Genomic DNA, 22,956 nt, shown 5'->3' with positions numbered 1-22,956 from the left:
ACCATGAAGCTGCTACATAAATTCTTTTTCACGCTGGCAACCGTCCTTGTACTTGCGTTTACCAGCACAGATGCCTACAGCCAGTGTGCCATGTGCCAGGCTACCGTAGAATCTAATGCCGGTAAAGGCCACGAAGAGGGCGACAACCAGGTGGGCACCGGCCTGAACACCGGTATACTGTACCTGATGCTGGTACCCTATGTACTGATCGGAACCATCGGGTTCTTATGGTACAGGAGCAACCGCAAAAAGCAGGCATGAGCCAACCGTCCAGATTGGGAGCCATACTTGCGTGCCGCTGCCCGCGCTGCCGGCGGGGAGAGGTGTTTACCCACTCCGCACTAAAGCTGCGCAAGTTTGATGAGATGCACGAGAACTGCCCCGTGTGCGGCCTGCACTACGAAGTGGAGCTGGGCTTTTTCTGGGGAGCAATGTATATCAGCTATGCTTTCTCGGTGATCATTGTGTTGCTGACTGGCATTTCGCTCTACTACCTGGCCAACGATCCGGACATGTGGGTATACCTGACGGTAGTGGCGTCGACGGTGCTCATCCTTACGCCCATTCTCTTTCGTTATGCACGAATCCTGCTGTTGCATTTCTTTGGCGGCATCACCTACGATCCGGGCTATGAGAAACGCATGGCAGGTGCAGAATAAGTAGCGGATTATCTTACGTTTTTGCTTAAATTCGTAGATAAACGTCTCTGCTTTGAACCGGAAGTTAACGCCCTTTGCGCTTTTGTTTGTCTCGTTGCTGTGTTTTATGGCCACAGCAGCGCTCCATTTCAACGTACTTTTCAATCAGTATGCTGCCGAAAATGCCGCCGAAGTAAAAAACATTGCCGGGCGCGTGCAGCATTGCATTGACGATGCGACCAATGAAGCCGATGCCATTGGCCGGCAACTGAAACAGAATACCGTTTCTTTCTCCTCCCTGCTGCGGCAAACGCATTATCCAACCTTCATCTACAAAGGCAGCCGGCTGATATTCTGGTCCAACCACACCATCATACCGGAGTTATACTTTGGAAGCGTACCCAACCAACCTTCCGTGGTCAGCAACGAGTATGGCACCTTCATCGTCGTGCCTCGCCAGTCGCAGTACTACACCATCTTTACCTTTATCCCGCTGCAGGTTGATTACAGTATCCGAAACAGCTTTCTAACCCCGAAGCTGGATGAGGCGATATTCCGGAAAACAGACCTGCGCCTAGACCTAGACCCGCAGGCAAAGCTGCCGCAGGTGCGCACGCGCCAGCATACGTTCCTTTTTGCCGTGGATTTTAAAGCTGGTAGAAACCAATCCGGTTCCGAAAACCTGCAGCTAGCCTTGCTGGCACTGGGCTCCTTCTTTTTCATCCTTTTCAGTATCGTGCTAAGCCGCCGTTTTTTGCAGCGCGGGCAGTATAACACGGGCATTGCGTTGTTGCTCTTTCTGCTTTTCATTTTTCGGATTGCGCTGCTGCTGCTTAACCTGCCTTTTTCCATTGCCGAAACCGAGCTCTTCGACCCACGGTTGTATGCCGCCTCCTTCTGGTCGCCCTCTATCGGGGATCTGGCGCTAAACATGCTGCTGCTGACCACCATAGCCGGGAGCGGCATTTATTTATTTCAGAAAAACAAAGCCTGGTTATACCTTAAGCTGCTTCCGCAAACCAAAAGCCGGCTGCTGCAGCTAGGGTGCTTTGTAGCGTTTTACCTGTTGCTTGTGCTGCTGTACCGGTTCTATTACGGTGTGTACCATAACTCGCCGCTGGTGCTGGACGTGAGCCAGTCGCTGGAATTTACCCGCTATAAACTCATCATCTATGGGGTGATGCTGCTGCATACCATCTCGCTCAGTATGTTCACCTACATTCTGGCCACGATGGTGTCGCTGCTGCTGCAGCGGGAAACAAAGCTGTGGGCCTATCAGCTGCTAGCTCTTACTGGCGTGGTGATGGCCTTGCTGGCGGTAGTGATGGCGCCGCAGATGCTGGTCCTGATGCTGCTGGGCACGCTGTTCTGGTTTCTGATCGTGCTGGCCACCCATTACCGGCAAACGATCAACTCCCCTTACCGCACCTACCTGTTTTTCTTTCTGGTGGTCATCATCAGTGCCTTGATGGGGGCTTATGCGCTTTATAACCACTACCAGGGCGAGCTGAAGATGTATAAGCAGGACTTTGCCTACAAACTGCTGAAGGATAACGATGTGCTGGGCGAGTACCTGCTGGAGCATGTAGCCGACAGCATTGCCGGCGATGCCCTGATACAGGCAAAGATGATGGGTCCCTATGTGGATGCAGACTTTATCAAGCGCAAGATCACCAAGCAGTACCTGCGCAATTATTTCGACAAGTATGAAACAAGCGTGCTGCTGTTCGATTACCGGGGCCGCACCCTAGAAAGCCGCGATACCACGGCTTCCACCCTGCAGGAGTTGCGCCGCAAGTATGACACGCCGCAAACCCGCACCGAACGCCACAACCTGTTTCTGGTAAAGGACCCCACCCGCTACAATGCCCGCACCTACTTTAAACTGATCGAAGTGCCAGTGGGCAATTGGCAGAAAGGCACCATTGTGCTGCAGCTCACCCTTAAAAAATTGCTGCCTAACAGTGTGGTGCCCGAGCTTTTGGTAGATCGCAAGAGTAACGAGCCGTTCCGGATGGATATGCTGAGCTATGCCATTTACGGTAACCGGCAACTGCGCTACAGCGAAGGAGAGTATGACTACGCCACCAACTTTAACAAGCGCCTGCTGCGCCGGCCGGAGCTGTACCAGCAGGGGGCTAATCAGGGCAATTATCACCACCTGGGCATCAAAGGTGACAACGGGCAAACGCTCGTTATTACCACCGAGAAGTATGGCGGCCGCGAAGTGCTGTCTAACTTTTCGTTCCTGTTTCTGATGTTCATCGCGGGCCTTATCGTGAGTGGCTTTATATACCTGCTCACGCAGCGGCACCGCTACCGGGAGTTCAGTCCCAACTTCAGCACCAAGATCCAGATCTTTCTTAATTTCGGCATTTTGCTACCGCTCTTGCTGGTAAGTATAACCACCGCCAGTCTGGTAACCGCCTCCTACAAAAAAGATCTGATGAATGCGTATGAGCAGCGGGGCGAGGCCATCCAGGAAAACCTGGGTAGGCTGCTGGACAGTCACTTGCTGGTACAGCGAAAAGGATTGATACAAAAAGTGGAGGAGGTCGCCTCTATTGCTGAGGCCGACGTGAACCTCTACGACCGGAACGGCAGACTGCTGGTAACCAGCCAGCCGCTGATATTTGAAGCGGGCCTGTTGTCCAAGCTTGTAAACCCCGAAGCCTTTGCGGCTATTTCAGAACGGCAGGCCCTACGGGTGTTGCTCGAAGAGCAGGCGGGGAACCTCTCGTTTAACGCGGTCTACCTGCCGCTGCATTCCAACAGGAACCCGGGCGAGCTGCAGGGCTTTATCGGCATTCCGTTCTTCGACTCTGAAAAACAATTGGACCTTAAACTTATCGAGCTCGTTACCACTACCATGAATATTTTCTCGGTGATGTTTATCGTGTTTATGGTGCTCACTTTCTTTGCCTCGCGCGCGTTGACGGTGCCGCTGCGTATGCTGGCCGATAAACTGAAACGCACCTCGCTGACGGGCAAAAACGAGATGCTGGCTTATAAAGGGGCGGATGAGATCGGGATGCTGGTAAACGAGTATAACCGTATGCTGCTTACCCTGGAGCAAAACAAAGTGGACCTGGCAATGCAGGAAAAGGAGGCGGCCTGGCGCGAGATGGCCCGCCAGGTAGCTCACGAGATCAAGAACCCGCTCACGCCGATGAAGCTCTCGCTGCAGTACCTGCAAAAAGCCATTGCCGAAAAGAAACCGAACACTGAAGAACTGATCAGTAAAATTTCCCACACGCTTATCACCCAGATCAATATCCTGAGCGATATTGCTACCTCTTTCTCCAGCTTTACGTCCATGCCGGAGCCTAAAACGGAGCGGATGGATGTGGCGGCTGCGCTGCAAAAAGCCGTGGACCTGCACAACGACCCTGCCACAGCCGTGCTCACTACGGCCATTCCTGTAGAGGCTGTGATGGTGATGGCCGATGAAAGCCTGCTGGTACGGACCTTTAATAACCTGCTGCTGAACGCCATCCAGGCGGTGCCGGCCAGCCGCAAGCCGCACCTGAAAGTGGCCTTGCAGTCCGGAGCCGATCACTCGGTGCTTATCTCCATCCAGGATAATGGCAGCGGTATTCCGGACGACATCCGGGACAAGGTCTTCATCCCGAATTTCAGCACCAAGTATACCGGTTCCGGTATCGGGCTGGCGGTTGCTAAAAAAGGAATTGAGAACGCTGGTGGCCGCATCTGGTTTGAGACCGAAAGCGGCAAAGGGACGACCTTCTACATTTCTTTACCACTGGCCCGGGGATGAGCAGGCGCAGTTTTTACCTGCTCCTGCTGCTGCTCTGGCAAAGTATACCGCTGCTGGCGCAGCAGCCTGTTAATAACCAGCGCTGCCGGTGGCTGCCCGTCACCTCGGAACCACAGGTGCTGGATTCACTGACGTTGCTACCCGAAACGGTTACCTTCACGCATCCCCAAAAAGAAGCCTTTGCCTTCGACTATAATTATACGAGCAATGAATTCCGGCTCACCCGCTTTCCGGCACCCGACTTGGTGGTGACCGATACCTTGGGTACCCGGCGGCCCTTGCCCGATTCGGTGCTGGTCTGCTATCGGGTGCTGCCGCTAAACCTTACCCGGCCGGCGTTTAAGCGGGATGTCGCCAAACTGGAGATGAGCTCATTTCAGCAGAACTTTTACCAGGAAGACCTGGCTACCAAAGAAGAGATCTTCCGGACGCCGGGCCTGAACAAAACAGGAAGCATCAGCCGGGGCATTTCCTTTGGCAACACCCAGAACGTGTTCGTGAATTCGGCCCTCAACCTGCAGCTGGATGGCAAACTGACCGATGACATTAGTATCACGGCGGCCATTACGGATCAGAACATCCCGTTTCAGCCCGAAGGCAATACGCAGCAGTTGCAGGAGTTCGACAAAGTATACATCACGCTCCAGCACCGGCGCTGGCAACTCACGGCCGGCGATGTGGTGCTGCGCAGCCGGCCTTCGTACTTCCTGCAGTTCTATAAAAATGTGCAGGGCGGCGCTTTTTCATTTACCAACGGCAAATCGCCGGCGCGGCAAGGCGTTACCACGGTAGCGGCTTCGGTTTCGAAGGGCAAATTTGCCTCCCAAACCCTGCAGATGCAGGAGGGCGTATTGGGACCTTACCGGCTGACAGGCCCCAACAACGAGCGTTTTATTATTGTACTGGCCAATTCGGAGCGCGTTTTCCTGGATGGCGTGCTACTGCAGCGCGGTTACGACTACGACTATGTGATCGACTATAACCAGGCCGAGATCACCTTTACCACCCGCCATCTGATTACCCGCAACAGCCGCATCAAAGTGGATTTTGAATACTCGGACCAGAACTATAGCCGAGGCATTTACCACCTGAGCCACTACCAGCAACTGGGCAAACTGAACGTGTTTGCCAACTACTACAACGAATCCGATAACCCCAACAACCTGCTGAACCTGGATCTGAATGATCCGGAAAAACGCCTGCTGGCAAGTATAGGCGACAGCCTGCAGCTGGCGGTAACCCCTGGTGCTGAGCGCGTGCCCTTCGATGCCGGCCAGGTGCTGTACGCGCGGCAGGACACTACGTACAATATGGGGCAGAGCCTTGCCGCCATTTATGTATACTCGACTAACCCGGATGTTGCTTTTTACAACGTGCGCTTTTCGGAAGTGGGGCAGGGGCAAGGCGATTATGTGGCATCAACTAATGCAGTGAACGGACGCATGTACCAGTGGGTGGCGCCGGTAAATGGCGTGCCTCAAGGCAACTATGCGCCGGTGCGGGTGCTGCCCACGCCTAAAAAGAAGCAACTGGTAAATGCGGGCGCCAGCTACGAATTGCAGAAAGGCGTAGCCGTTTTCCTGGAAGGCGCTACTTCGCAAAATGATCTGAACCGGTTTTCCAACCTGGATGCGCAGGATGATAACGGCAAGGCGGTGCGGGTGGGCTATACAGTACAGGATAAGCAAATCACCTTTCTGAAAACCTACCGCCTCAACAGCACGCTCAACTACGAGTATACGGATGAGAATTTCGCACCTATTGACCGGTACCGCCCCATTGAATTTGACCGGGACTGGAGCCTGCCAACGGTGGCTACCAGGGCTGAGGATCATATCCTCAATTTCTCGGTGGGAGCTGCCAAAGATGCGGCGAATCTTTTTAACTACCGCATCAGCCGGCGCAACCGGACGGCGCAGGTAGATGGCGTGCAGCATTACCTGGATGTGCTGCAACAGTTTGGGCGATTGGCGTTACAGAACCACTTTTTTATGCTCCACAGCACGCAGGCCGCGCAACGCTCGGTGTGGTACCGCGGCGAGGTAGGGGCCAGGTATGCGCTGGGCAAACTGACGCCCGGCTATACGTACCGCTTCGATAAAAACCAGCTCACCGCGCTTGACTCTGATTCCGTGACGGGCTCGGCACAGTATTTTGAAGAGCACCTGCTGTTTGTAGAAAGCAGCGACACCGCCCGCACCCGCTTCCGGGCGGATTACAGTTACCGCACCGACTGGCAGCCTACCCCCGATGGCCGGATCGGGCTGCCGGAAGTGGGCCAGACGTACAATGCCCTGATGGAAACCGAGTTCAACCCCGGCAACCGGCTGGCCCTGCAGGCCACTTACCGCAAACTGCAACTGGCAAACGGCAAAGCCGAGGAAACCATCCAGTCGCGGGTAGACTGGACCACTGCTTTTCTGGATGGCGCTTTCCGGTCGGAGCTCAGTTATGCCGTGGGCACCGGGCGGGAACTGAAGAAGATCTTCATCTTCCGGGAAACACTGCCTGGCCAGGGCACCCATTACCTGCGCGAAGGAGGCGATCCCAATAATCTGAACGATTACCTGGAGGCCCAAACCTTGGACCAGCGGCGCTATATCAAGATCTTTCTTCCTACCGATGAGTATGTGAACGCTTATTCCAACCATTTCATGTATCGCCTGAACACCAGCGCGCCCCGCAGCTGGAACAGTGGGCGAGGTATAAAAAGACTGGCTGCCAAGTTCTCGGTGCTCACCTTCGTCAGCATCGACAAAAAAACAACCGACGATGACCTGGCCAACCGCTTCAATCCTTTCAGCGAAGATTTTGAAGACCAGTTCCTGCTCTCACTGGTTAAATCCTTGCGCAACACCTTATACTTTAACCGCAGCAACCCCAACTATGGGCTGGAGTATTCGATGCAGCAAAACCAGCAGAAATCGTTGCTGGCCAACGGCACCGAAACGCGGCATGTGGGCAGCCATACGTTAACAGGCCGCCTCAACCTGAACGAAGTGCTGAGTACCCAAATGACGGCAGAGCGGAACGTGCGGGAAAACCGCTCTAACTTCCTCGACTCGAAAAACTTTGAAATAGAAACCCGGCAGCTCACCCCGGAACTGGCCTATCAGCCGAATACAAAGCTGCGTTTTACCGGCACCTACCAGTACGCTATCCGGCAGAACCTGCAGGCCGCATCCGATGAAAGGCAGGCAGGGCGGTTTCATGAGCTGGGGCTGGAGATGAAGCTAAGTCAGGTCAGCAAACGCACGATGTCGGGCAACATCCGCTACATCAACATCGCTTTTGAGGGAAACCTGAACTCCTATGTGGGTTATGAGATACTGAATGCCCTGCGCCCAGGCAACAACCTGACCTGGTCCTGGAACCTGCAGCAACGCCTGAGCAACGGGCTGAACCTCTCTTTTAATTACGACGGCCGCAAAGCAAACGGCATCGGAGCGGTGCACATGGGGCGTACGCAGGTTTCGGTGCTTTTTTAACTTCATCCGTTGTAGCCGGGCAATAAAAAAGCCCCCGCATGACGGAGGCAATTTTACCTTGGCTAAAAGTTGAGTTTGTTTGGTGAGGGTGTTACTCTTTAGACGCGTCGCCGCCGTCTTCGGTCATTTTCACAATGCCTTTCTGTCCTTCGGCATTGGTTAGGGTAATTTCGTATACTGCTTTGGTCTTGCCTGCTGCCGGTGCTACTTTGTTGATCTCACTAACGGTCCAGTCCTTGTAGGTGTCGTTTTTGAGGGCTGTTTGCACGGCCGCCGGCAACTGGTCCTGGGTCACTTTCTCCTTCTTTACTTCCTGGCCCTGCTGTCCTGCCTGCTCTGTTTGTGTCTGCGCTTGCTGCGCGGCATTTTGTGGAGCAGTAGTTTGTGCGCTGGCGTCCAGGGAAGTCAGGCCCAATAGGGCGATTGCTGCTGCTAAGAAAGTTACTTTTTTCATCGTTGTAGTAAATTGGTTATGCTCCTTCTTATAACAGAACTGTGCCAGAAAAAAGGGAATGGGCTAACCTGTTGTGAGTCATGTAGCTAAACAAAAAGCCTGTCTGGCAAGCTTTGGGGAATAAGTGGCAGGGCTGTGGTTATTGTCCCCATGCTGTAGAAACTATGCCTCAATCGTGGCTGCAATGCAGAAAGGCTATAAAACAACAAAGGCTCCTGGAGTGCAGGAGCCTTTGCCTGAGAAAAGTTTATTAGAAAACTTCTCAACTTTTAGCCGTTCTTTTTTACGGCACCAGATAAGGGAAGGTTGTAGAAAGTTAAAAAATAGTGCAATTATTTTTGTCCGGAGCGTTCAGCCAGGTATAAAATCTGGCGCCTGATCCGGTGTGAGATTGTTTTGAAAGCCATTGAAAGCCAAGGTTTAATACATTAAGAGTGTACGTTGCTGCAAAGCGCCGCTGCTTTTGATGTATAAAAAACAAAGTGTCTGTCCTTTTTACAGTGCAAAATTAATGTAGCTACATACGCTTAAGAGGAAATAATAAGGCCGGTAGCGTCACACATTTAGAGGTGTAGCGTTACCGGCCTTTTTACATGTGTGTCTTACTGTAGCTTGCCCGGCAGCAGGTAGTGCTGCACGTAATCTTTTACGCCCTCCTCCAAAGTATAAAACGGTTTATCGTAGCCAATGGCGCGCAGCTTGGCCATGTTAGCTTCGGTAAAATACTGGTAGGTGTCGCGGATGCTTTCCGGCGTATCGATAAAATCAATATCCGGGGTTACGCCCATGGCTTCGAAGGTATTAAAGGCAAGCGCCAGAAACGTGCGGGCCTGCCCGGAGCCCAGGTTGTAGATGCCCGAGTCGCGGCGGTGGCGCATCAGGAAAAGGCATACTTCCACCACGTCCTTTACATAAATAAAATCGCGCATCTGCTCGCCATCGGCAAAGTCGGGGTTGTGGGAGCGGAACAGCGTGAGGCGGCCTTTCTCGTTGATCTGATTAAAGGCATGAAAAATAACCGAGGCCATGCGCCCTTTATGGTATTCGTTGGGACCATACACGTTAAAGAACTTCAGGCCGGCCCAGAAAAAAGGCTTGGCTGTTTGTTCCAGCGCCCAGATATCAAAGTCATTTTTCGACTCGCCATAAGGGTTAAGGGGCTTCAGCAGCGGCACCAGCGTTTCGTCATCATCATAGCCCAGCGTGCCGGAGCCATACGTGGCGGCCGACGAGGCGTATACCAGCGGGATCTGGTACTCGCAGCAGGCATTCCATACTTTCTTGGAGTAGTTCAGGTTCAGCAGGTCAAACACATCCTTGTTCATCTCGGTAGTGTCGGTGCGGGCCCCCAGGTGGAAAATAAACTCTACGCCTTCGTAGTTTTCGTCCAGCCACTCAAAGAACGTGTCGCGGTCTACAAACTCCTTTATCTTTTTACCTGCCAGGTTGTTTTCTTTTTTGGCGACAGAGAAATTATCCACCACCACGATATCATTAAAATTGGCCTCGTTTAGCTTGCTGACAAGGCAGCTGGCAATAAACCCTGCGGCACCGGTTACTACAATCATACTTTAAGTTTTATAGCCTGTAACGTAAATTGCCTTAAATTTACGAAAATAAATGAAGCGGTTCTGCCACAGGTCCCGCTGCCAAAGGGATACTTTGAAAAAGAAAACGCGTTTATACGTTAGCCTGCCGGCCCTGCTGCTCGCACTGCTGCTGCTGGCCGGGGCGTGCAGCGGCGATAAAACCACCCGGCAGCAGGCACTGGTGCTGCACGACGATTTGGGCCGGGAGCTGCAGCTGGCTAAGCCGCCGCGGCGGGTGCTGGCGCTGGCTGCGTCTATGACCGAGATGCTCTATGCCGTAGCCGATACCGCTACCATTGTAGGCCGCACGCCCCAGGACGATTATCCGGCCGCCGTGCTGCACAAACCGCTGGTAAACAACTATCCCGTTGATTACGAGCAGGTGCTTCGGCTCAGGCCCGACCTCATTTTTACCATCGAAGGCATTACGCCCCTGGAGGTGGCTGCCCGGCTGCAGGAGCTTGGCGTGCCGGTGTATTACCAGAAGTATAACACGGTGGATGATATTTTCTCGGGCCTGGAGGACATTGGCCGCATCATGGGCCGCGAGCAGCAGGCGCGCCACCTGACCGACTCGCTGCGGCAGCAGGTTGCTGTTATCAAAAAGCGCCACCGGCAGGAAAAAACACCGCAACGGGTGCTGACCATTACCTGGCGCGACCCGATCTATGTGTATGGCCGCAATACCCTGCTGACCGATAAGTTGCATATTCTAGGGGCCGAGAATGCGGTGCAGGAAACCTTTGACCAGCCTTACCCGGCCCTGACGCGGGAGTATATCCTGAAGCTGAACCCCGATGTGCTGCTGGGCGATACGCCGGAAATCTTTGAAGAGAAGTTCTTCAGCCTGTACCCGGAGCTGCGCCGCATCAAGGCCTACCAGCATAAGCGGATGTATAAACCCACAGGCAACCTGATGGAGCGCCCCAGCCCGCGCGTGGTAGAATCGATCCTGGAATTGGAGCATTTTTTATACCCATGAGGCGGCGGAGCTTATACTTTATACTTGCCCTGCTGCTGATTCTGGTGGTGATGTTGCTGGGTCTGCAGGTGGGTTCTTTCGCCACCGATGCCAGGACCATCTTCGATACGTTCTTCCATTACAACCCCGGTAACACCACCCACTTTGCCATCCTTCATTTGCGCCTGCCACGGCTTATACTTGCGCTGGTTGTAGGTGCCTCGCTGGCCTTTTGCGGTTACCTGATGCAGGCCATGGTAAACAACGGGCTGGCCGATCCGTACCTGCTGGGCACGGCTTCGGGGGCTTCGCTGGGGGCGGTGATCGTGTTCTTTGGGTTTGTGCCCGTAACGATTGCCGGCTTTTATATGCCCTCGGTGTTTGCTTTTGCCGGTGCTTTCCTGGTTACGCTGGTGGTGGTTATACTTGGTTACCGCAAGCGGCAGCTCATCCCCAGCCAGCTGCTGCTGGCCGGCATTGCCATTAGTTCGCTCTGCACCGCTATACTTGGCATGCTCACCTTCCTTTCAGATTCGGAAGGAAAGTTGAAAGCGGTCATTTTTTGGTCGATGGGTAGTTTTGAGCGCGCCAGCTGGCCGCTGGTTGTCTACCCGGCCGTAGCTCTGTTGCTGGCGCTGGTGTTCTTTGTGTTTTACCAAAAGCAGCTCAACATCCTGCTACTGGGCTCGGAACGGGCGCAGGCACTCGGCATTCAAGTGGCGCGTACGCGCTGGGTCATCATGGGCGTGGTGTCGGTGGTCACAGGGTTTGCCGTGGCTACTTCGGGGCCGGTAGGGTTTGTGGGGCTCATTGTGCCGCACGTCACGCGGGCGCTGCTGGGCACTACCGGCCGCTGGAACCTGCTGTTCTGCGCGTTTGCGGGCGGCTTGTTCATGCTGCTCTGCGATCTGCTTTCCCGCGTTATTTATCCGCCGGCCGGGCTGCCAATTGGAATCATTACTTCGTTCTTTGGTGTTCCTTTCTTTGTATATTTGCTGTTCAGAAAGAATTACAATTTTAGAGGTTAGATGATTTACGTAAGCAGGTTAGAGCACTTTAACGCAGCACACAAGCTGCACAACCCGAACTGGTCGCTGGCAAAGAATAAGGAGGTTTTCGGGCCATGTGCCAACACCAACTGGCACGGGCACAACTATGATCTTATTGTGACGGTGAAAGGCAAGCCGGATCCGGAGACAGGGTTTGTGATCGATCTCAAAAAGCTGAGCACCCTTATCCGCACCCATATAATTGACAAGGTAGACCATAAGAACCTGAACCTGGATGTTTCCTTTATGGAAGACAAACTGGCCAGCACCGAGAACCTGATCGTGGAATTCTGGCAGATCCTGGCGCCGCGCATTACCGAAATATCCGGCAACAACGCTACCCTGCACAGCCTGAAGCTGTACGAAACGCCCCGGAATTATGTAGAGTACTTCGGCGAATAGTATGCCTCTTTACCGGAATACCTTTTTGCCCGCACAGGCAGCTCAAAGTATACTACCTTCATGAAATACTATATTATAGCCGGGGAGCGATCGGGCGACCTGCATGCTTCCAACCTGATAAAGCAGCTTCGGGTACAGGACCCGGCAGCGGAAATACGTGGGTGGGGCGGCGATATGATGCAGGACGCCGGCATGGAGCTGGTGCACCATTACCAGGAAATGGCCTTTATGGGCTTTGCCGAAGTGGTGAATAACCTGCGCAAGATCCTGGGTTTTCTGAAAGAGTGTAAAGCAGATATCGTGCGCTGGCAGCCCGATGTGGTGATCCTGGTAGATTATGCCGGTTTTAACATGCGTATTGCCAAGTTTGCCAAAGCCCGCGGCCTGAAAGTATTCTATTACATTTCGCCCAAGATCTGGGCCTGGAACCAGGGGCGCGCCCATAAGATCAAAAAGCATGTGGACCGCATGTTTGTGATCATGCCCTTTGAGGAAGAATTTTACGCCCGCTACGACTATAAAGTAGATTATGTGGGTAACCCCGTGAATGACTCCGTTTCAGACCACGTGGCCAGCGCCGACTTCAGAACCCGCAACAAGCTGTTCAACAATAAACCGATTATCGCTATACTTCCGGGAAGCCGCAAGCAGGAAATAGAAGCCATGCTGCATGTGATGCTGCGCGTACTGCCTTCGTTCCGCGATTTTCAGTTTGTGGTAGCGGGCGTTTCCAATTTCTCCCGCGAATATTACGAGCAGTATAACAAAGACCCAAACATCAAGATTATTTACGACCAGACCTACGACCTGCTGGCGAATGCCAGGGCCGCGCTGGTAACCTCGGGTACGGCTACGCTCGAGACAGCTTTGTTCGGGGTGCCGCAGGTGGTGTGCTACAAGACCAGTGCTATTTCGTATGCCATTGCCAAACGTGTGATCAAGGTACCCTACATTTCGCTGGTGAACCTGATTGCTAATAAGCAGGTGGTAGCCGAACTGATCCAGGATGATTTTACGCCGAAGCAGATCATCCATGAGCTGAAGGAGATCTTGTTCGACAAGCACTTTATGCAGAAGCAGCAACAAGGCTATGCGCTGGTGCGCCAGAAGATAGGGGAGTACCGCACCGCCGAAAGAGCGGCCGAGTTGATGGTCAGGTACCTGCAATCTTCGTAAGGACAGGTCGCGATCTGTCCTTTTGTCTGAATCCGGATTTGCAGGATGCTGTGATTCGCAGGATTTTGATTTCCAGCGAACCATTATACCGCAAGTTTAGCGCCAGCGTAACGTGTGGTTATACTTGAAGCCCCTTTGTAACGGACGTTGCCTGCAGCTATACTTTCGCCAGTTGAAAACTGGCTACCATACTTACCCACCAATTACCACTGCGCTCAAACTTGTAGTATGGAAGGTGTCTTATAGCTGTTCAAACTGGTGGTTCATAGGCCTGCCATCGCGGACAGGTTGCGACCTGTCCCTACAAGACAAGACAAGTATAAACAGAAAGCCCCGGCTATTAAGTAGCCGGGGCTTTCTGTTTATACTTGTCTTACTTTATACTTTACGCTACACGCAGTTGCTTCAGGGTAGACTTGTCAAATTTCTCGCGGGCATAGTCGCCGGTGATCACCAGTTCATGGGTGCCTTCTTCAGAGGGCAGCTCAAACATGGCATCTGTCATAATACCTTCGCAGATCGAGCGCAGGCCGCGAGCACCTAACTTATACTCAGCAGCTTTCTCCACAATATAATCCAGGGCATCGTCGGCAAAGCTCAGGTTGATGTTCTCCATTTCGAAGAGGCGCTTATACTGCTTCACGATCGAGTTCTTCGGCACGAGCAAAATCTGGCGCAGGGTTTCTTTGTCGAGCGGCTCCAGGTGCGTGAGCACCGGCAGGCGGCCGATCAGTTCTGGTATGAGGCCGAAGTTTTTCAGGTCCTGGGCCGTAATGTAGCTCAGGAAGTTCTCTTTCTCCTCTGCCTCGTCCATTTTAGACTTCGAGAAGCCGATCGGGCGGGTATTCAGGCGATTCTTGATCACACGGTCAATGCCCACAAACGCGCCGCCACAGATAAAGAGGATGTTCTCGGTGTTGACGGTGATCATTTTTTGCTCGGGGTGCTTGCGGCCACCTTGCGGAGGCACATTTACCACGGTGCCTTCCAGCAGTTTGAGCAGGGCCTGCTGCACGCCTTCGCCGCTCACATCGCGGGTAATAGAAGGGTTGTCGCTCTTGCGCGCTATTTTGTCAATTTCATCAATGTATACAATACCGCGCTCGGCGGATTCTACGTTGTAATCGGCTGCCTGCAGCAAACGGGTCAGTATACTTTCCACGTCTTCGCCCACATAACCTGCCTCCGTTAACACCGTGGCATCGGCAATGCAGAAAGGTACCTGCAGAATGCCGGCCATCATGCGGGCCAGGTAGGTTTTACCGGTACCTGTTTCGCCTACCATAATGATGTTGGATTTCTCGATCACTACATCATCCTCGTTTGTGCGCTGCATCAGGCGCTTGTAGTGGTTGTAAACGGCCACCGACATCACTTTCTTTGCCTCATCCTGGCCTACCACAAACTGGTCCAGGTACTGCTTCATCTCCTTGGGTTTCATTAAATTAAACTTAGGAGTGCGGCTGTTGGCGCGAATTTTATTTTCTTCGTTCAGAATCTGCTGCGCCTGCCCGATACAACGGTCACAGATGTGCGCGTTGATGCCGGAGATCATCACGGAGACGTCTTTCTTGTTTTTGCCGCAAAATGAGCAGGTAATTTCAGCCATATATTCTATTTGAAACGGATTGGTTTGGCTACTAAAGCCATCGCATTAAACAAAGGTACAAAATTGAATAGTTTTATAAATACAATTTTTTTTGTGCAAAGTGGATAAAAGCCCTGAAAGCAGGCTAAGAATTTCAAAATAAGGATTTTTATATTCTTGTACAAATTCCTTATCATCAGGTATTTACAAGGCAGCTGTTTCCACAACAGGCTGTTGATAAATTCCTGGTGCCTGGCTCACTTTCCTGCCAGCTGGGGCTGCTAATGGAATAAAGTGGTGCAAAAAGGCAAAATAAAACCCGTACCGGCTACTACCAATACGGGTTTCGGGGGCCTGTCGGCTATACTTGTTATACTTTGCGGGTCAGTACCTCGTCTATCAGGCCGTACTCTTTGGCCTCATCGGCTTTCATCCAGTAGTCGCGGTCTGAGTTGTCGTATACTTCCTGGTAGGTTTTACCGGAGTGCTGCGCCAAAATCTCATACAGCTCTTTCTTTAGCTTCAGGATCTCGCGGGCCGTGATCTCGATATCAGAGGCCTGGCCTTGTGCACCGCCCATTGGCTGGTGAATCATAACGCGGGCGTGAGCAAGGGCAGAGCGCTTGTTGGCGGCACCACCGGCCAGCAACACGGCGCCCATCGAGGCAGCCAGGCCGGTACAGATGGTAGCCACATCCGGGCTCACATATTGCATGGTGTCATAAATACCCAGGCCGGCATATACCGAGCCACCGGGGCTGTTGATATACAGCAGGATGTCCTTTTTGGCATCAGCCGACTCGAGGAAAAGCAGCTGCGCGGTGATGATGTTGGCAATAAAATCATCTACCTGCGTGCCCAGGAAAATGATACGGTCCATGATCAGGCGCGAAAACACGTCGATCTCACGGAAGTTGGTCGGGCGTTCCTCAATTACCGAGCGCGTCATGCTTTCCACCGTGTGCATGGCTCTGCTCTCGATGTGGTGGATATATTGGTCTACGCCCAGGCCGCTCATGCCCTGGCCCTTTACGGCAAATTTTCGGAACTCGTCTTTGTTAAACATGTCTTGTTTAGATTTACGGTTTACTCAAAAATAAAAAAGTCCTTCGTAAAAAGGACTTTTTTATACTATTGTTTTATAAGCGTTCTGCTTAGAACGACATATTTCTGAAGTCCTCAGATGTGATGGTCTTTTCTACAACCGTCATCTGCTCTTTAAGTTTAGCAAGCACCTTCTCGGCCAGCAATTGCTCGTATTCCTGTATGTAATTACGGCCATTGTCCTGCTGCAGGTACTGGTTGGCATAGTTGTTCATGCTTTCAGCCAGTTCTTCCGGAATCTCGGGCATGTTGAACTGGGCCAGCATTTTCTGCTTGGTAGCCGCTACTACTTCGTCGTTGCTTACTTTCAGGTCGTTGTCTGCTACTACCTTGTTCTTGATCATCGACCACTTTAGCTCTTTGGTATACTGGTCGAAGTTCTCGTCGATCTGCTCGGCAGTCAGTTTTCCTTCGTTTGTCACCAGCAACCAACGCTTAAAGAACTCGGTTGGCAGTGCCACGTCCACGTTATCCACCAGCGTGTCGATGATGCGGCGGTTCAGCAGGTTGTCGGCCTCTGTTTTATAGTTCTCTTCGATCGTTTCGCGCACTTTGGCGTCGAACTCTTCCTCGGTCTTCACCTCGTCTTTGCCAAATAGCTTGTCAAACAGCTCCTGGTTCAGCTCGGCGGCCTCCGTACGGTTGATCTTGTCTACTGTAAATTCAAACTCTCCGTTCAGGTCAGCCGTCACTTCTTTGCTCAGGCCGGTTACGTGGGCCAGGGCCGCGTTGTCGTCGCCAAAGGTCTTACGGATATCGAAACGGATCACATCACCGGCTTTCACGCCCAGGAATTTCTCCTGGCCTTCTACCACGCGGGCAGTCGGGATCAGCGTTTTAGAGGCAAACTCACCGTCTACCTGCTTCAGCTCGCCATAGATGAAATCGTTGGCTTCAGATGTCTCCGGGTTCGTGGTTTTGCCGAACTGGCGCTTGAGGTTCTCGTATGCCTCGTCGATGGTTTTCTGGTCCAGCGCTACTGAATACCCCTCTACGCTTTTATCCAGCGGAAGGTTAAAGTCCGGCAGCAGGCCTACCTGGTAAGTAAACTCGAAGTTTTTCTGGTTGTCCCAGTCAATGTTGTCCTGGCTTGGCTCCGGCAGGGGCTCGCCCAGTAGTTTCACATCATTGTCTTTGATATACTTGGAGATTTCTTCCTGCAGCAGCTTGTTGATTTGCTCTACCAGGATGCTCTTGCCATACATCTTTTTAACCAGAGCGGCCGGCACTTTACCTGGTCTGAAGCCTTTGATCTGAGCTTTCTTGCTATATTCTTTTACCTGTTGGTCTACCTTCGGCGCGTAATCGGCCTCTTCGAGTACCACCTTCAGTTGAGCGTTGGTGCTGTCGGTTTGGTTTAATGTAATATTCAAGGCTTAAAACTTTTAATTTGGAACATCTGGTAAAAACAAACCCCCAACATGGCTGTTGAGGGTCTCTGTTGTGTGCGGATGGAGGGACTCGAACCCCCATGCCTCGCAGCGCTAGATCCTAAGTCTAGTGCGTCTACCAATTTCGCCACATCCGCATGTGTGCTGGTTTGTAATGATGGTGCAAATTTAAGCACCTGATTTAATATTACAATAGCCAACCTAAAAAAAGGCAAAAAAATTATACCTTTAAGTAGGCGCGGGGCCCGTAGCAGCGGCCTGGTTGGGGCGTGCGCCTGAGTTTCAGGGGCTTACCGGGTGGGTATGGATTGCAGCATATAATACCTTATATTTGAAACTTATACGCACGCAGCCTTATTTATACTTATAAAGCCGCTGGCAGCTAACCCTGGCAGCGGCACATGCTCATGATTACAGTTATGATCGATCCGGAAGCAGAACGCAAAGAGATCTTAAGGCATTACCGCCGTTTGCTTCGGTACGCCAAACCTTTTCTGAAGGACAATGACGCGAAAATTATAAAGAAAGCCTTCAATACCTCGCTGGAGGCGCATAAAGATATGCGCCGCAAATCCGGGGAGCCATATATTCTGCACCCGCTGGCCGTGGCCCAGATCGCTGTGGAGGAGATCGGACTGGGTACCACTTCCATTGTGGCGGCCCTGCTGCACGATGTGGTGGAGGATACCGAAATGGAGATTGCCGACATTGAACGGGAGTTTGGCCCCAGCGTGGCACTTATCATCGAAGGGCTGACCAAGATCTCCGGCGTGTTTGACTACGGCACCTCGCAGCAGGCCGAGAACTTCCGGAAAATGCTGCTCACCCTGAGCGAAGACGTGCGCGTGATTTTGATTAAGCTGGCCGACCGCCTGCACAACATGCGCACCCTGGATAGTATGGCCCGCCACAAGCAGCTTAAAATTGCTTCGGAAACCATGTACCTCTACGCGCCGCTGGCACACCGCCTGGGCTTGTATGCCATCAAATCGGAGCTGGAAGATCTCTACTTAAAGTATACCGATACCGACACATACAAAGATATCTCCAACAAGATCCGGCAGACGCGCAGCGCCCGTAACAAGTTTATCAAAGACTTTACCGCACCCATAGAGGAAGAGCTGGACAAGTATGGCTTTAAGTTTGCCATTAAAGGGCGGCCTAAATCCATTTACTCCATCTTAAAAAAGATACGCAAGCAGAATATCACCTTTGATGAGGTCTACGACCTGTTTGCCATCCGCATCATACTTGATGTGCCCGTCGAAAATGAGAAAGCCGCCTGCTGGCAGGTATACTCTATTATTACGGACTTTTACCAGCCAAACCCCGACCGCCTGCGCGACTGGGTGAATACGCCTAAAGCCAACGGCTACGAATCGCTGCATACTACGGTGATGAGTAAGTCGGGCCAGTGGGTGGAGGTGCAGATCCGCACCAAGCGCATGGACGAAATTGCCGAGCGGGGCTATGCTGCCCACTGGAAGTATAAAACAGAAGGTATTGGCGGCAGCGAGTATGGCCTGGAGCAGTGGATAAACAAAGTGCGCGACATGCTGGAAAACAACACCGGCAACGCCCTGGAGTTTATGGACGAGTTCCGCAAGAACCTGTTTGTGGAAGAAGTGTTCGTGTTTACGCCCAAAGGCGAGCTGATCATACTTCCGGATAAAGCCACGGCCCTGGATTTTGCCTTCGAGATACACACGCACATTGGCCTGCAGTGCCTGGGCGCCAAAGTAAACCAGAAGCTGGTGCCGCTCAGTTACCGCCTTAAAAACGGCGACCAGGTCGAGATCCTCACCTCGCACAAGCAGAAGCCTAACGAAGAGTGGCTGCAGTATGTAGTGACCTCCAAAGCCCGCACCGGTATAAAGGATGCCCTGCGCGAGGAGCGCAAAGACAGAGCCGAACAAGGCGCAGCTATGCTGGAGCGCCGCCTGGCGCAGCTAGGCATGCCCGATACACAGGTGAACCTGAACAAGCTGATGGCTTTCTTTAATGTGCCCACGCTGCAGGACCTATACTTCCGGATCGCGACCGGCCATATCGACATTAAGAATATAAAAGAGGTTATTTTTACAGCTGCCGCGGATAAGGCCAACTCCAGGCTCGAACCCAAATCCTTTGACAAGGAGGTGCAGAAAATCCGCGGCGTGAACCCCGATATGCTCGTGATAGGGGAGAACTCCTCTAACATGAACTATAAGGTGGCCAGTTGCTGCAATCCGATACCCGGCGATGACGTGTTTGGCTTTGAAACCGGGGACGAAGACATCGAGATCCACCGCACCAACTGTAAACGGGGCATCGAGCTGATGTCGAATTACGGCAACCGGATTATCCGGGCCAAGTGGACGGACCAGAAGGAACTGGCGTTCCTGGCGGGTATCCGCATCAAGGGCACCGATAGGGTGGGGCTGGTAAACGACCTGACAAAGGTGATCTCGACGAGTTTAAAGGTGAATATGCGCTCGATCACCATCGACTCGAACGACGGCATTTTTGAAGGCAACATCATGGTATTCGTAAACGATACCAACCACCTCGATAAGTTGATTCAGCGCATGAGCAGAGTGAACGGTATACTTACTGTTGAGCGTTTTGAATAAGAGCGCTCATTTATACTATTAAGAAAAGGGATATGGCATTGAACGAACATAAATTTGAGGAAGTAAAGAAGATATTTACCGCTTACCTGGAAAGCAAGGGCCTGCGCAAAACCCCGGAGCGCTACGCCATCCTGGAGGAGATCTATTCCCGCGACGGTCATTTTGATGTGGAATCGCTCTACATCAGCATGAAGAATAAAAACTATCAGGTGAGCCGCGCCACCGTATACAACACCCTGGACCTGCTGGTGGAAAACGACCTGGTGAGCAAGCACCAGTTTGGCCGTAACCTGGCCCAGTACGAGAAATCGTACGGCTACCGGCAGCACGACCATGTGATCTGCACCGAGTGCCACAAGGTGGTGGAGTTCTGCGATCCGCGCATCCATAATATACAAACGATGGTGGGCGAGCTGCTAAATTTTCATATCTTGCATCACTCCCTGAACTTGTATGGGATCTGCGGCGATTGCCGCGCTAAAAAAGCGACACAGGAACAGCAACATGAAGTATCAGTCAGAACTCAAGGATGACATTTTGTTCATCAGGCTGCAAGGCGATCTGATTGCAGGCACCGATACTCAGTCTATGATGGAAGCGGCAGATGGCCTGCAGGATGGAAAAGTGATGCTTTGCGCTGTCGATCTGTCGCATGTGCGCTTTATGGACAGCAGCGGCATGGGCGTACTGGTTTCGTTGCTGACCAAGTTCCGGAACAGGGGCGGCGAGCTGGTGCTCATCAAGCCATCTGATCATATCCGCAAACTTCTGATCGTTACAAAGCTGAATGCTATTTTCACTATTGCAGAAAATGATAGCTTTGCGGCGCAATTCTTAAAAGAATCAATATACTAATTACATAATGGCAGTTGACATATTAATCGGGCTGCAGTGGGGCGACGAAGGAAAAGGAAAGATCGTCGACGTACTGGCACCCACCTATGATATTGTAGCCCGTTTTCAGGGAGGCCCCAATGCAGGGCATACATTAGAATTTGAAGGCACCAAGCACGTGCTGCACCAGATTCCATCGGGCATCTTCCACCCGCATATCCAGAACATCATTGGCAACGGCGTGGTATTGGACCCGATCGTGTTCCGCACCGAAATGGAAAAGCTGCAGGCAAGAGGCGTAGATGCGGCTAAGAACCTTTTTATCTCTAAAAAGGCAGCGCTTATACTTCCTTCGCACAAAGTGCTGGACCGCGTGTCGGAAGAAGCCCTGGGCACTGGCAAAATTGGTTCTACTTTAAAAGGCATTGGCCCGACTTACCAGGACAAGATCGGCCGGGTTGGGCTGCGGGTAGGCGATATCCTGGAAAGCGACTTCCGGGCAAATTACGATAAGCTGGTAGAGCGGCACCGCAAAACCGTGGAGTATTACGGCCAGAAGTTGGAGCTCGGCGACGAGGAGAAAACCTTCTTTGAGGCCGTAGACTACCTGCGTTCGCTCAAACTGGTGGATAGCGAGTATATGATCAACGATGCCCTCAACAGCGGCAAGCGCATACTTGCAGAAGGCGCGCAAGGCTCGTTGCTGGATGTGGATTTCGGTACTTATCCGTTTGTAACCTCTTCTACTACGCTGGTAGCGGGAGCCTGCACAGGCCTTGGCGTAGCGCCACAGCATATTGGCCAGGTATACGGCATCTTTAAAGCTTATTGTACCCGCGTGGGCAGCGGTCCGTTCCCGACAGAGCTGCTGGACGAAGAAGGAGAGAAGATCCGGGTAGCCGGGCGTGAGTTTGGTTCCACTACCGGGCGGCCGCGCCGCTGCGGCTGGATAGACCTGCCTAGCCTGAAGTATTCCATTATGCTGAATGGGGTGACCCAGCTGAATATGATGAAAGCGGATGTGCTGACAGAGTTCGATACTATAAAAGTATGCACCAAGTATAAGCTGGCTAATGGCGAGCTGACAGATCGCGTGCCGCATTCGATGGAAAACGAGATTGCCGAGCCGGTATACGAAGAACTGCCCGGCTGGAAAGTAGACCTGAATCAGGTGGAAACGCTGGAGGATCTGCCACAGGCTTTTGTTGATTACATCCAGTTCCTTGAAAAACATCTGCAGGTGCCTGTTACCATTGTTTCGGTAGGCCCGGATCGTAAAAGCACTTTGATGCGCGAAAGCATGAAAGTAAGCTAGCTATACCTATTGTATAAAGTATAAGAGAAGAGCCCCGTTCCTAAACGGGGCTCTTCTGTTTACACAAGACGCATAGTATAGGAAAGGGACACAAAGTATAAAGAGGGGTGTTCTGACAGTTTATTCCAAAATATCTGGCCAACTTGGCTGCCCGAGCCCAACCTGGCGCAAGCGTCCGCTTGTGCCAAGCCTAGTATAAAGATTTAATGTGCCGGAGTGGCGTTAACTAGAGGCGATCTATTATAGTGTGATTCGCATGTATGGGCATTAGGCCCGTTATGCCCTTTTGAATAACGTAAGCAATCTAAACGAAAGGGGAAGTATATACACTCAGCTTTCTCTCGATGGTCGAAATGACATAAAGTATGTCCGCGTGGGCCTATGGCTGCTTCTAAACAGGCCAGTTAGCCAGGTTACATTCCCCCTCATGGTCTTCTTAAAGTTAGCTCCGAGATACCCTGTAAATTATTCCCTTTCATTTCCAGGCACTTAGGCGATGTTCATGATTTTTCTTTACCTACTGCTTGGAAAGGGGAAAAAGGTTCGTACTTTTGCATCCCGTTCAGCAGGAAAGGGG

General features: G+C 52.2%; 17 protein-coding genes and 1 tRNA gene. 12 read left to right on the top strand and 6 right to left on the bottom strand.

Annotated elements, in window-relative coordinates:
- The first annotated feature begins 3 nt into the window (after positions 1-3).
- The 4 genes from LWL52_RS17180 to LWL52_RS17165 are packed head-to-tail and all read left to right on the top strand — an operon-like array spanning position 4 to position 7,904.
- On the top strand, positions 4-261 hold the full coding sequence (locus LWL52_RS17180; RefSeq protein ID WP_242922308.1) for a hypothetical protein: 258 nt from the start codon (positions 4-6) through the stop codon (positions 259-261).
- Positions 258-659 (top strand): DUF983 domain-containing protein, encoded by a 402-nt coding sequence (locus LWL52_RS17175; protein WP_242922305.1) that lies wholly within the window; start codon positions 258-260, stop codon positions 657-659. The genes LWL52_RS17180 and LWL52_RS17175 overlap by 4 nt, the downstream gene beginning before the upstream one ends.
- A gap of 52 nt (positions 660-711) precedes the next feature.
- Positions 712-4,416 (top strand): sensor histidine kinase, encoded by a 3,705-nt coding sequence (locus LWL52_RS17170; protein WP_242922303.1) that lies wholly within the window; start codon positions 712-714, stop codon positions 4,414-4,416.
- Entirely contained in the window at positions 4,413-7,904 is a 3,492-nt protein-coding gene (locus tag LWL52_RS17165; RefSeq protein WP_242922301.1) for a DUF8818 domain-containing protein, read from the top strand. Before LWL52_RS17170 ends, LWL52_RS17165 begins: the two co-directional genes overlap by 4 nt.
- Before the next feature lie 91 nt (positions 7,905-7,995).
- Here the strand turns inward: LWL52_RS17165 and LWL52_RS17160 are convergent, their stop codons facing one another.
- Positions 7,996-8,358, bottom strand: a complete 363-nt coding sequence (locus LWL52_RS17160; protein ID WP_242922299.1) for a PepSY-like domain-containing protein — start codon at positions 8,356-8,358, stop codon at positions 7,996-7,998.
- A gap of 602 nt (positions 8,359-8,960) precedes the next feature.
- Positions 8,961-9,926 carry an ADP-glyceromanno-heptose 6-epimerase gene (gene rfaD / locus LWL52_RS17155; RefSeq protein WP_242922297.1) on the bottom strand — a complete coding sequence of 322 codons (966 nt, stop codon included), beginning with the start codon at positions 9,924-9,926 and terminating at the stop codon, positions 8,961-8,963.
- Positions 9,927-10,020: 94 nt separating this feature from the next.
- Here rfaD and LWL52_RS17150 point away from each other — a divergent pair, with 94 nt between their 5' ends.
- From LWL52_RS17150 to lpxB, 4 genes are read left to right on the top strand one after another with little or no spacing between them, the layout of a single operon-like run.
- Entirely contained in the window at positions 10,021-10,929 is a 909-nt protein-coding gene (locus LWL52_RS17150) for an ABC transporter substrate-binding protein (RefSeq protein ID WP_242922288.1), read from the top strand.
- The gene (locus tag LWL52_RS17145; RefSeq protein ID WP_242922286.1) at positions 10,926-11,936 is read left to right on the top strand and encodes a FecCD family ABC transporter permease; all 1,011 of its coding nucleotides are present in this window, start codon (positions 10,926-10,928) and stop codon (positions 11,934-11,936) included. The genes LWL52_RS17150 and LWL52_RS17145 overlap by 4 nt, the downstream gene beginning before the upstream one ends.
- A complete protein-coding gene (locus LWL52_RS17140; protein ID WP_242922284.1) occupies positions 11,937-12,359 on the top strand; it encodes a 6-pyruvoyl trahydropterin synthase family protein in 423 nt (140 codons plus the stop codon). It begins immediately after the preceding gene.
- A 60-nt stretch (positions 12,360-12,419) separates the two neighbouring features.
- Entirely contained in the window at positions 12,420-13,535 is a 1,116-nt protein-coding gene (gene lpxB / locus LWL52_RS17135; RefSeq protein WP_242922281.1) for a lipid-A-disaccharide synthase, read from the top strand.
- Between the two features lie 385 nt (positions 13,536-13,920).
- Here lpxB and clpX read toward each other — a convergent pair whose 3' ends face one another.
- From clpX to LWL52_RS17115, 4 genes are all read right to left on the bottom strand, one after another.
- Complete coding sequence (gene clpX / locus LWL52_RS17130) at positions 13,921-15,144, bottom strand: ATP-dependent Clp protease ATP-binding subunit ClpX (protein WP_242922272.1); 1,224 nt, start codon at positions 15,142-15,144, stop codon at positions 13,921-13,923.
- A 349-nt stretch (positions 15,145-15,493) separates the two neighbouring features.
- Complete coding sequence (locus LWL52_RS17125) at positions 15,494-16,189, bottom strand: ClpP family protease (protein WP_242922263.1); 696 nt, start codon at positions 16,187-16,189, stop codon at positions 15,494-15,496.
- Positions 16,190-16,277: 88 nt separating this feature from the next.
- Positions 16,278-17,600, bottom strand: a complete 1,323-nt coding sequence (tig, locus tag LWL52_RS17120; protein WP_242922261.1) for a trigger factor — start codon at positions 17,598-17,600, stop codon at positions 16,278-16,280.
- 73 nt (positions 17,601-17,673) lie between these two features.
- Positions 17,674-17,755, bottom strand: a tRNA-Leu gene (locus tag LWL52_RS17115).
- 264 nt (positions 17,756-18,019) lie between these two features.
- On the opposite strand from LWL52_RS17115, the gene LWL52_RS17110 reads away from it, so the two are divergent.
- From LWL52_RS17110 to LWL52_RS17095, 4 genes are read left to right on the top strand one after another with little or no spacing between them, the layout of a single operon-like run.
- Entirely contained in the window at positions 18,020-20,230 is a 2,211-nt protein-coding gene (locus tag LWL52_RS17110) for a RelA/SpoT family protein (protein ID WP_242922253.1), read from the top strand.
- A 32-nt stretch (positions 20,231-20,262) separates the two neighbouring features.
- Positions 20,263-20,763, top strand: coding sequence for a Fur family transcriptional regulator (locus LWL52_RS17105; RefSeq protein ID WP_242922251.1), 501 nt, complete (start codon positions 20,263-20,265; stop codon positions 20,761-20,763).
- Positions 20,735-21,085: an STAS domain-containing protein gene (locus LWL52_RS17100; RefSeq protein ID WP_242922249.1), complete on the top strand. Its 351-nt coding sequence runs from the start codon at positions 20,735-20,737 to the stop codon at positions 21,083-21,085. Before LWL52_RS17105 ends, LWL52_RS17100 begins: the two co-directional genes overlap by 29 nt.
- Positions 21,086-21,092: 7 nt before the next feature.
- Complete coding sequence (locus tag LWL52_RS17095; RefSeq protein ID WP_242922247.1) at positions 21,093-22,379, top strand: adenylosuccinate synthase; 1,287 nt, start codon at positions 21,093-21,095, stop codon at positions 22,377-22,379.
- Positions 22,380-22,956: the final 577 nt, after the last annotated feature.

Origin of the sequence: Pontibacter liquoris, from assembly GCF_022758235.1 — a bacterium.
Classification (GTDB): domain Bacteria; phylum Bacteroidota; class Bacteroidia; order Cytophagales; family Hymenobacteraceae; genus Pontibacter; species Pontibacter liquoris.
The sequence above is the reverse complement of the archived record's forward strand: the minus strand, read 5'-3'. Positions and strand labels throughout refer to the sequence as shown.

Bases quoted from the DNA above. Each gene is read 5' to 3' on its own strand.
- LWL52_RS17110 (WP_242922253.1), top strand. From the start codon at position 18,020: ATGCTCATGATTACAGTTATGATCGATCCGGAAGCAGAACGCAAAGAG.
- lpxB (WP_242922281.1), top strand. From the start codon at position 12,420: ATGAAATACTATATTATAGCCGGGGAGCGATCGGGCGACCTGCATGCT.
- rfaD (WP_242922297.1), bottom strand. From the start codon at position 9,926: ATGATTGTAGTAACCGGTGCCGCAGGGTTTATTGCCAGCTGCCTTGTC.
- LWL52_RS17105 (WP_242922251.1), top strand. From the start codon at position 20,263: ATGGCATTGAACGAACATAAATTTGAGGAAGTAAAGAAGATATTTACC.
- LWL52_RS17175 (WP_242922305.1), top strand. From the start codon at position 258: ATGAGCCAACCGTCCAGATTGGGAGCCATACTTGCGTGCCGCTGCCCG.
- LWL52_RS17145 (WP_242922286.1), top strand. From the start codon at position 10,926: ATGAGGCGGCGGAGCTTATACTTTATACTTGCCCTGCTGCTGATTCTG.
- LWL52_RS17160 (WP_242922299.1), bottom strand. From the start codon at position 8,358: ATGAAAAAAGTAACTTTCTTAGCAGCAGCAATCGCCCTATTGGGCCTG.
- clpX (WP_242922272.1), bottom strand. From the start codon at position 15,144: ATGGCTGAAATTACCTGCTCATTTTGCGGCAAAAACAAGAAAGACGTC.
- LWL52_RS17180 (WP_242922308.1), top strand. From the start codon at position 4: ATGAAGCTGCTACATAAATTCTTTTTCACGCTGGCAACCGTCCTTGTA.
- LWL52_RS17140 (WP_242922284.1), top strand. From the start codon at position 11,937: ATGATTTACGTAAGCAGGTTAGAGCACTTTAACGCAGCACACAAGCTG.
- LWL52_RS17165 (WP_242922301.1), top strand. From the start codon at position 4,413: ATGAGCAGGCGCAGTTTTTACCTGCTCCTGCTGCTGCTCTGGCAAAGT.
- LWL52_RS17100 (WP_242922249.1), top strand. From the start codon at position 20,735: ATGAAGTATCAGTCAGAACTCAAGGATGACATTTTGTTCATCAGGCTG.
- LWL52_RS17095 (WP_242922247.1), top strand. From the start codon at position 21,093: ATGGCAGTTGACATATTAATCGGGCTGCAGTGGGGCGACGAAGGAAAA.
- LWL52_RS17125 (WP_242922263.1), bottom strand. From the start codon at position 16,189: ATGTTTAACAAAGACGAGTTCCGAAAATTTGCCGTAAAGGGCCAGGGC.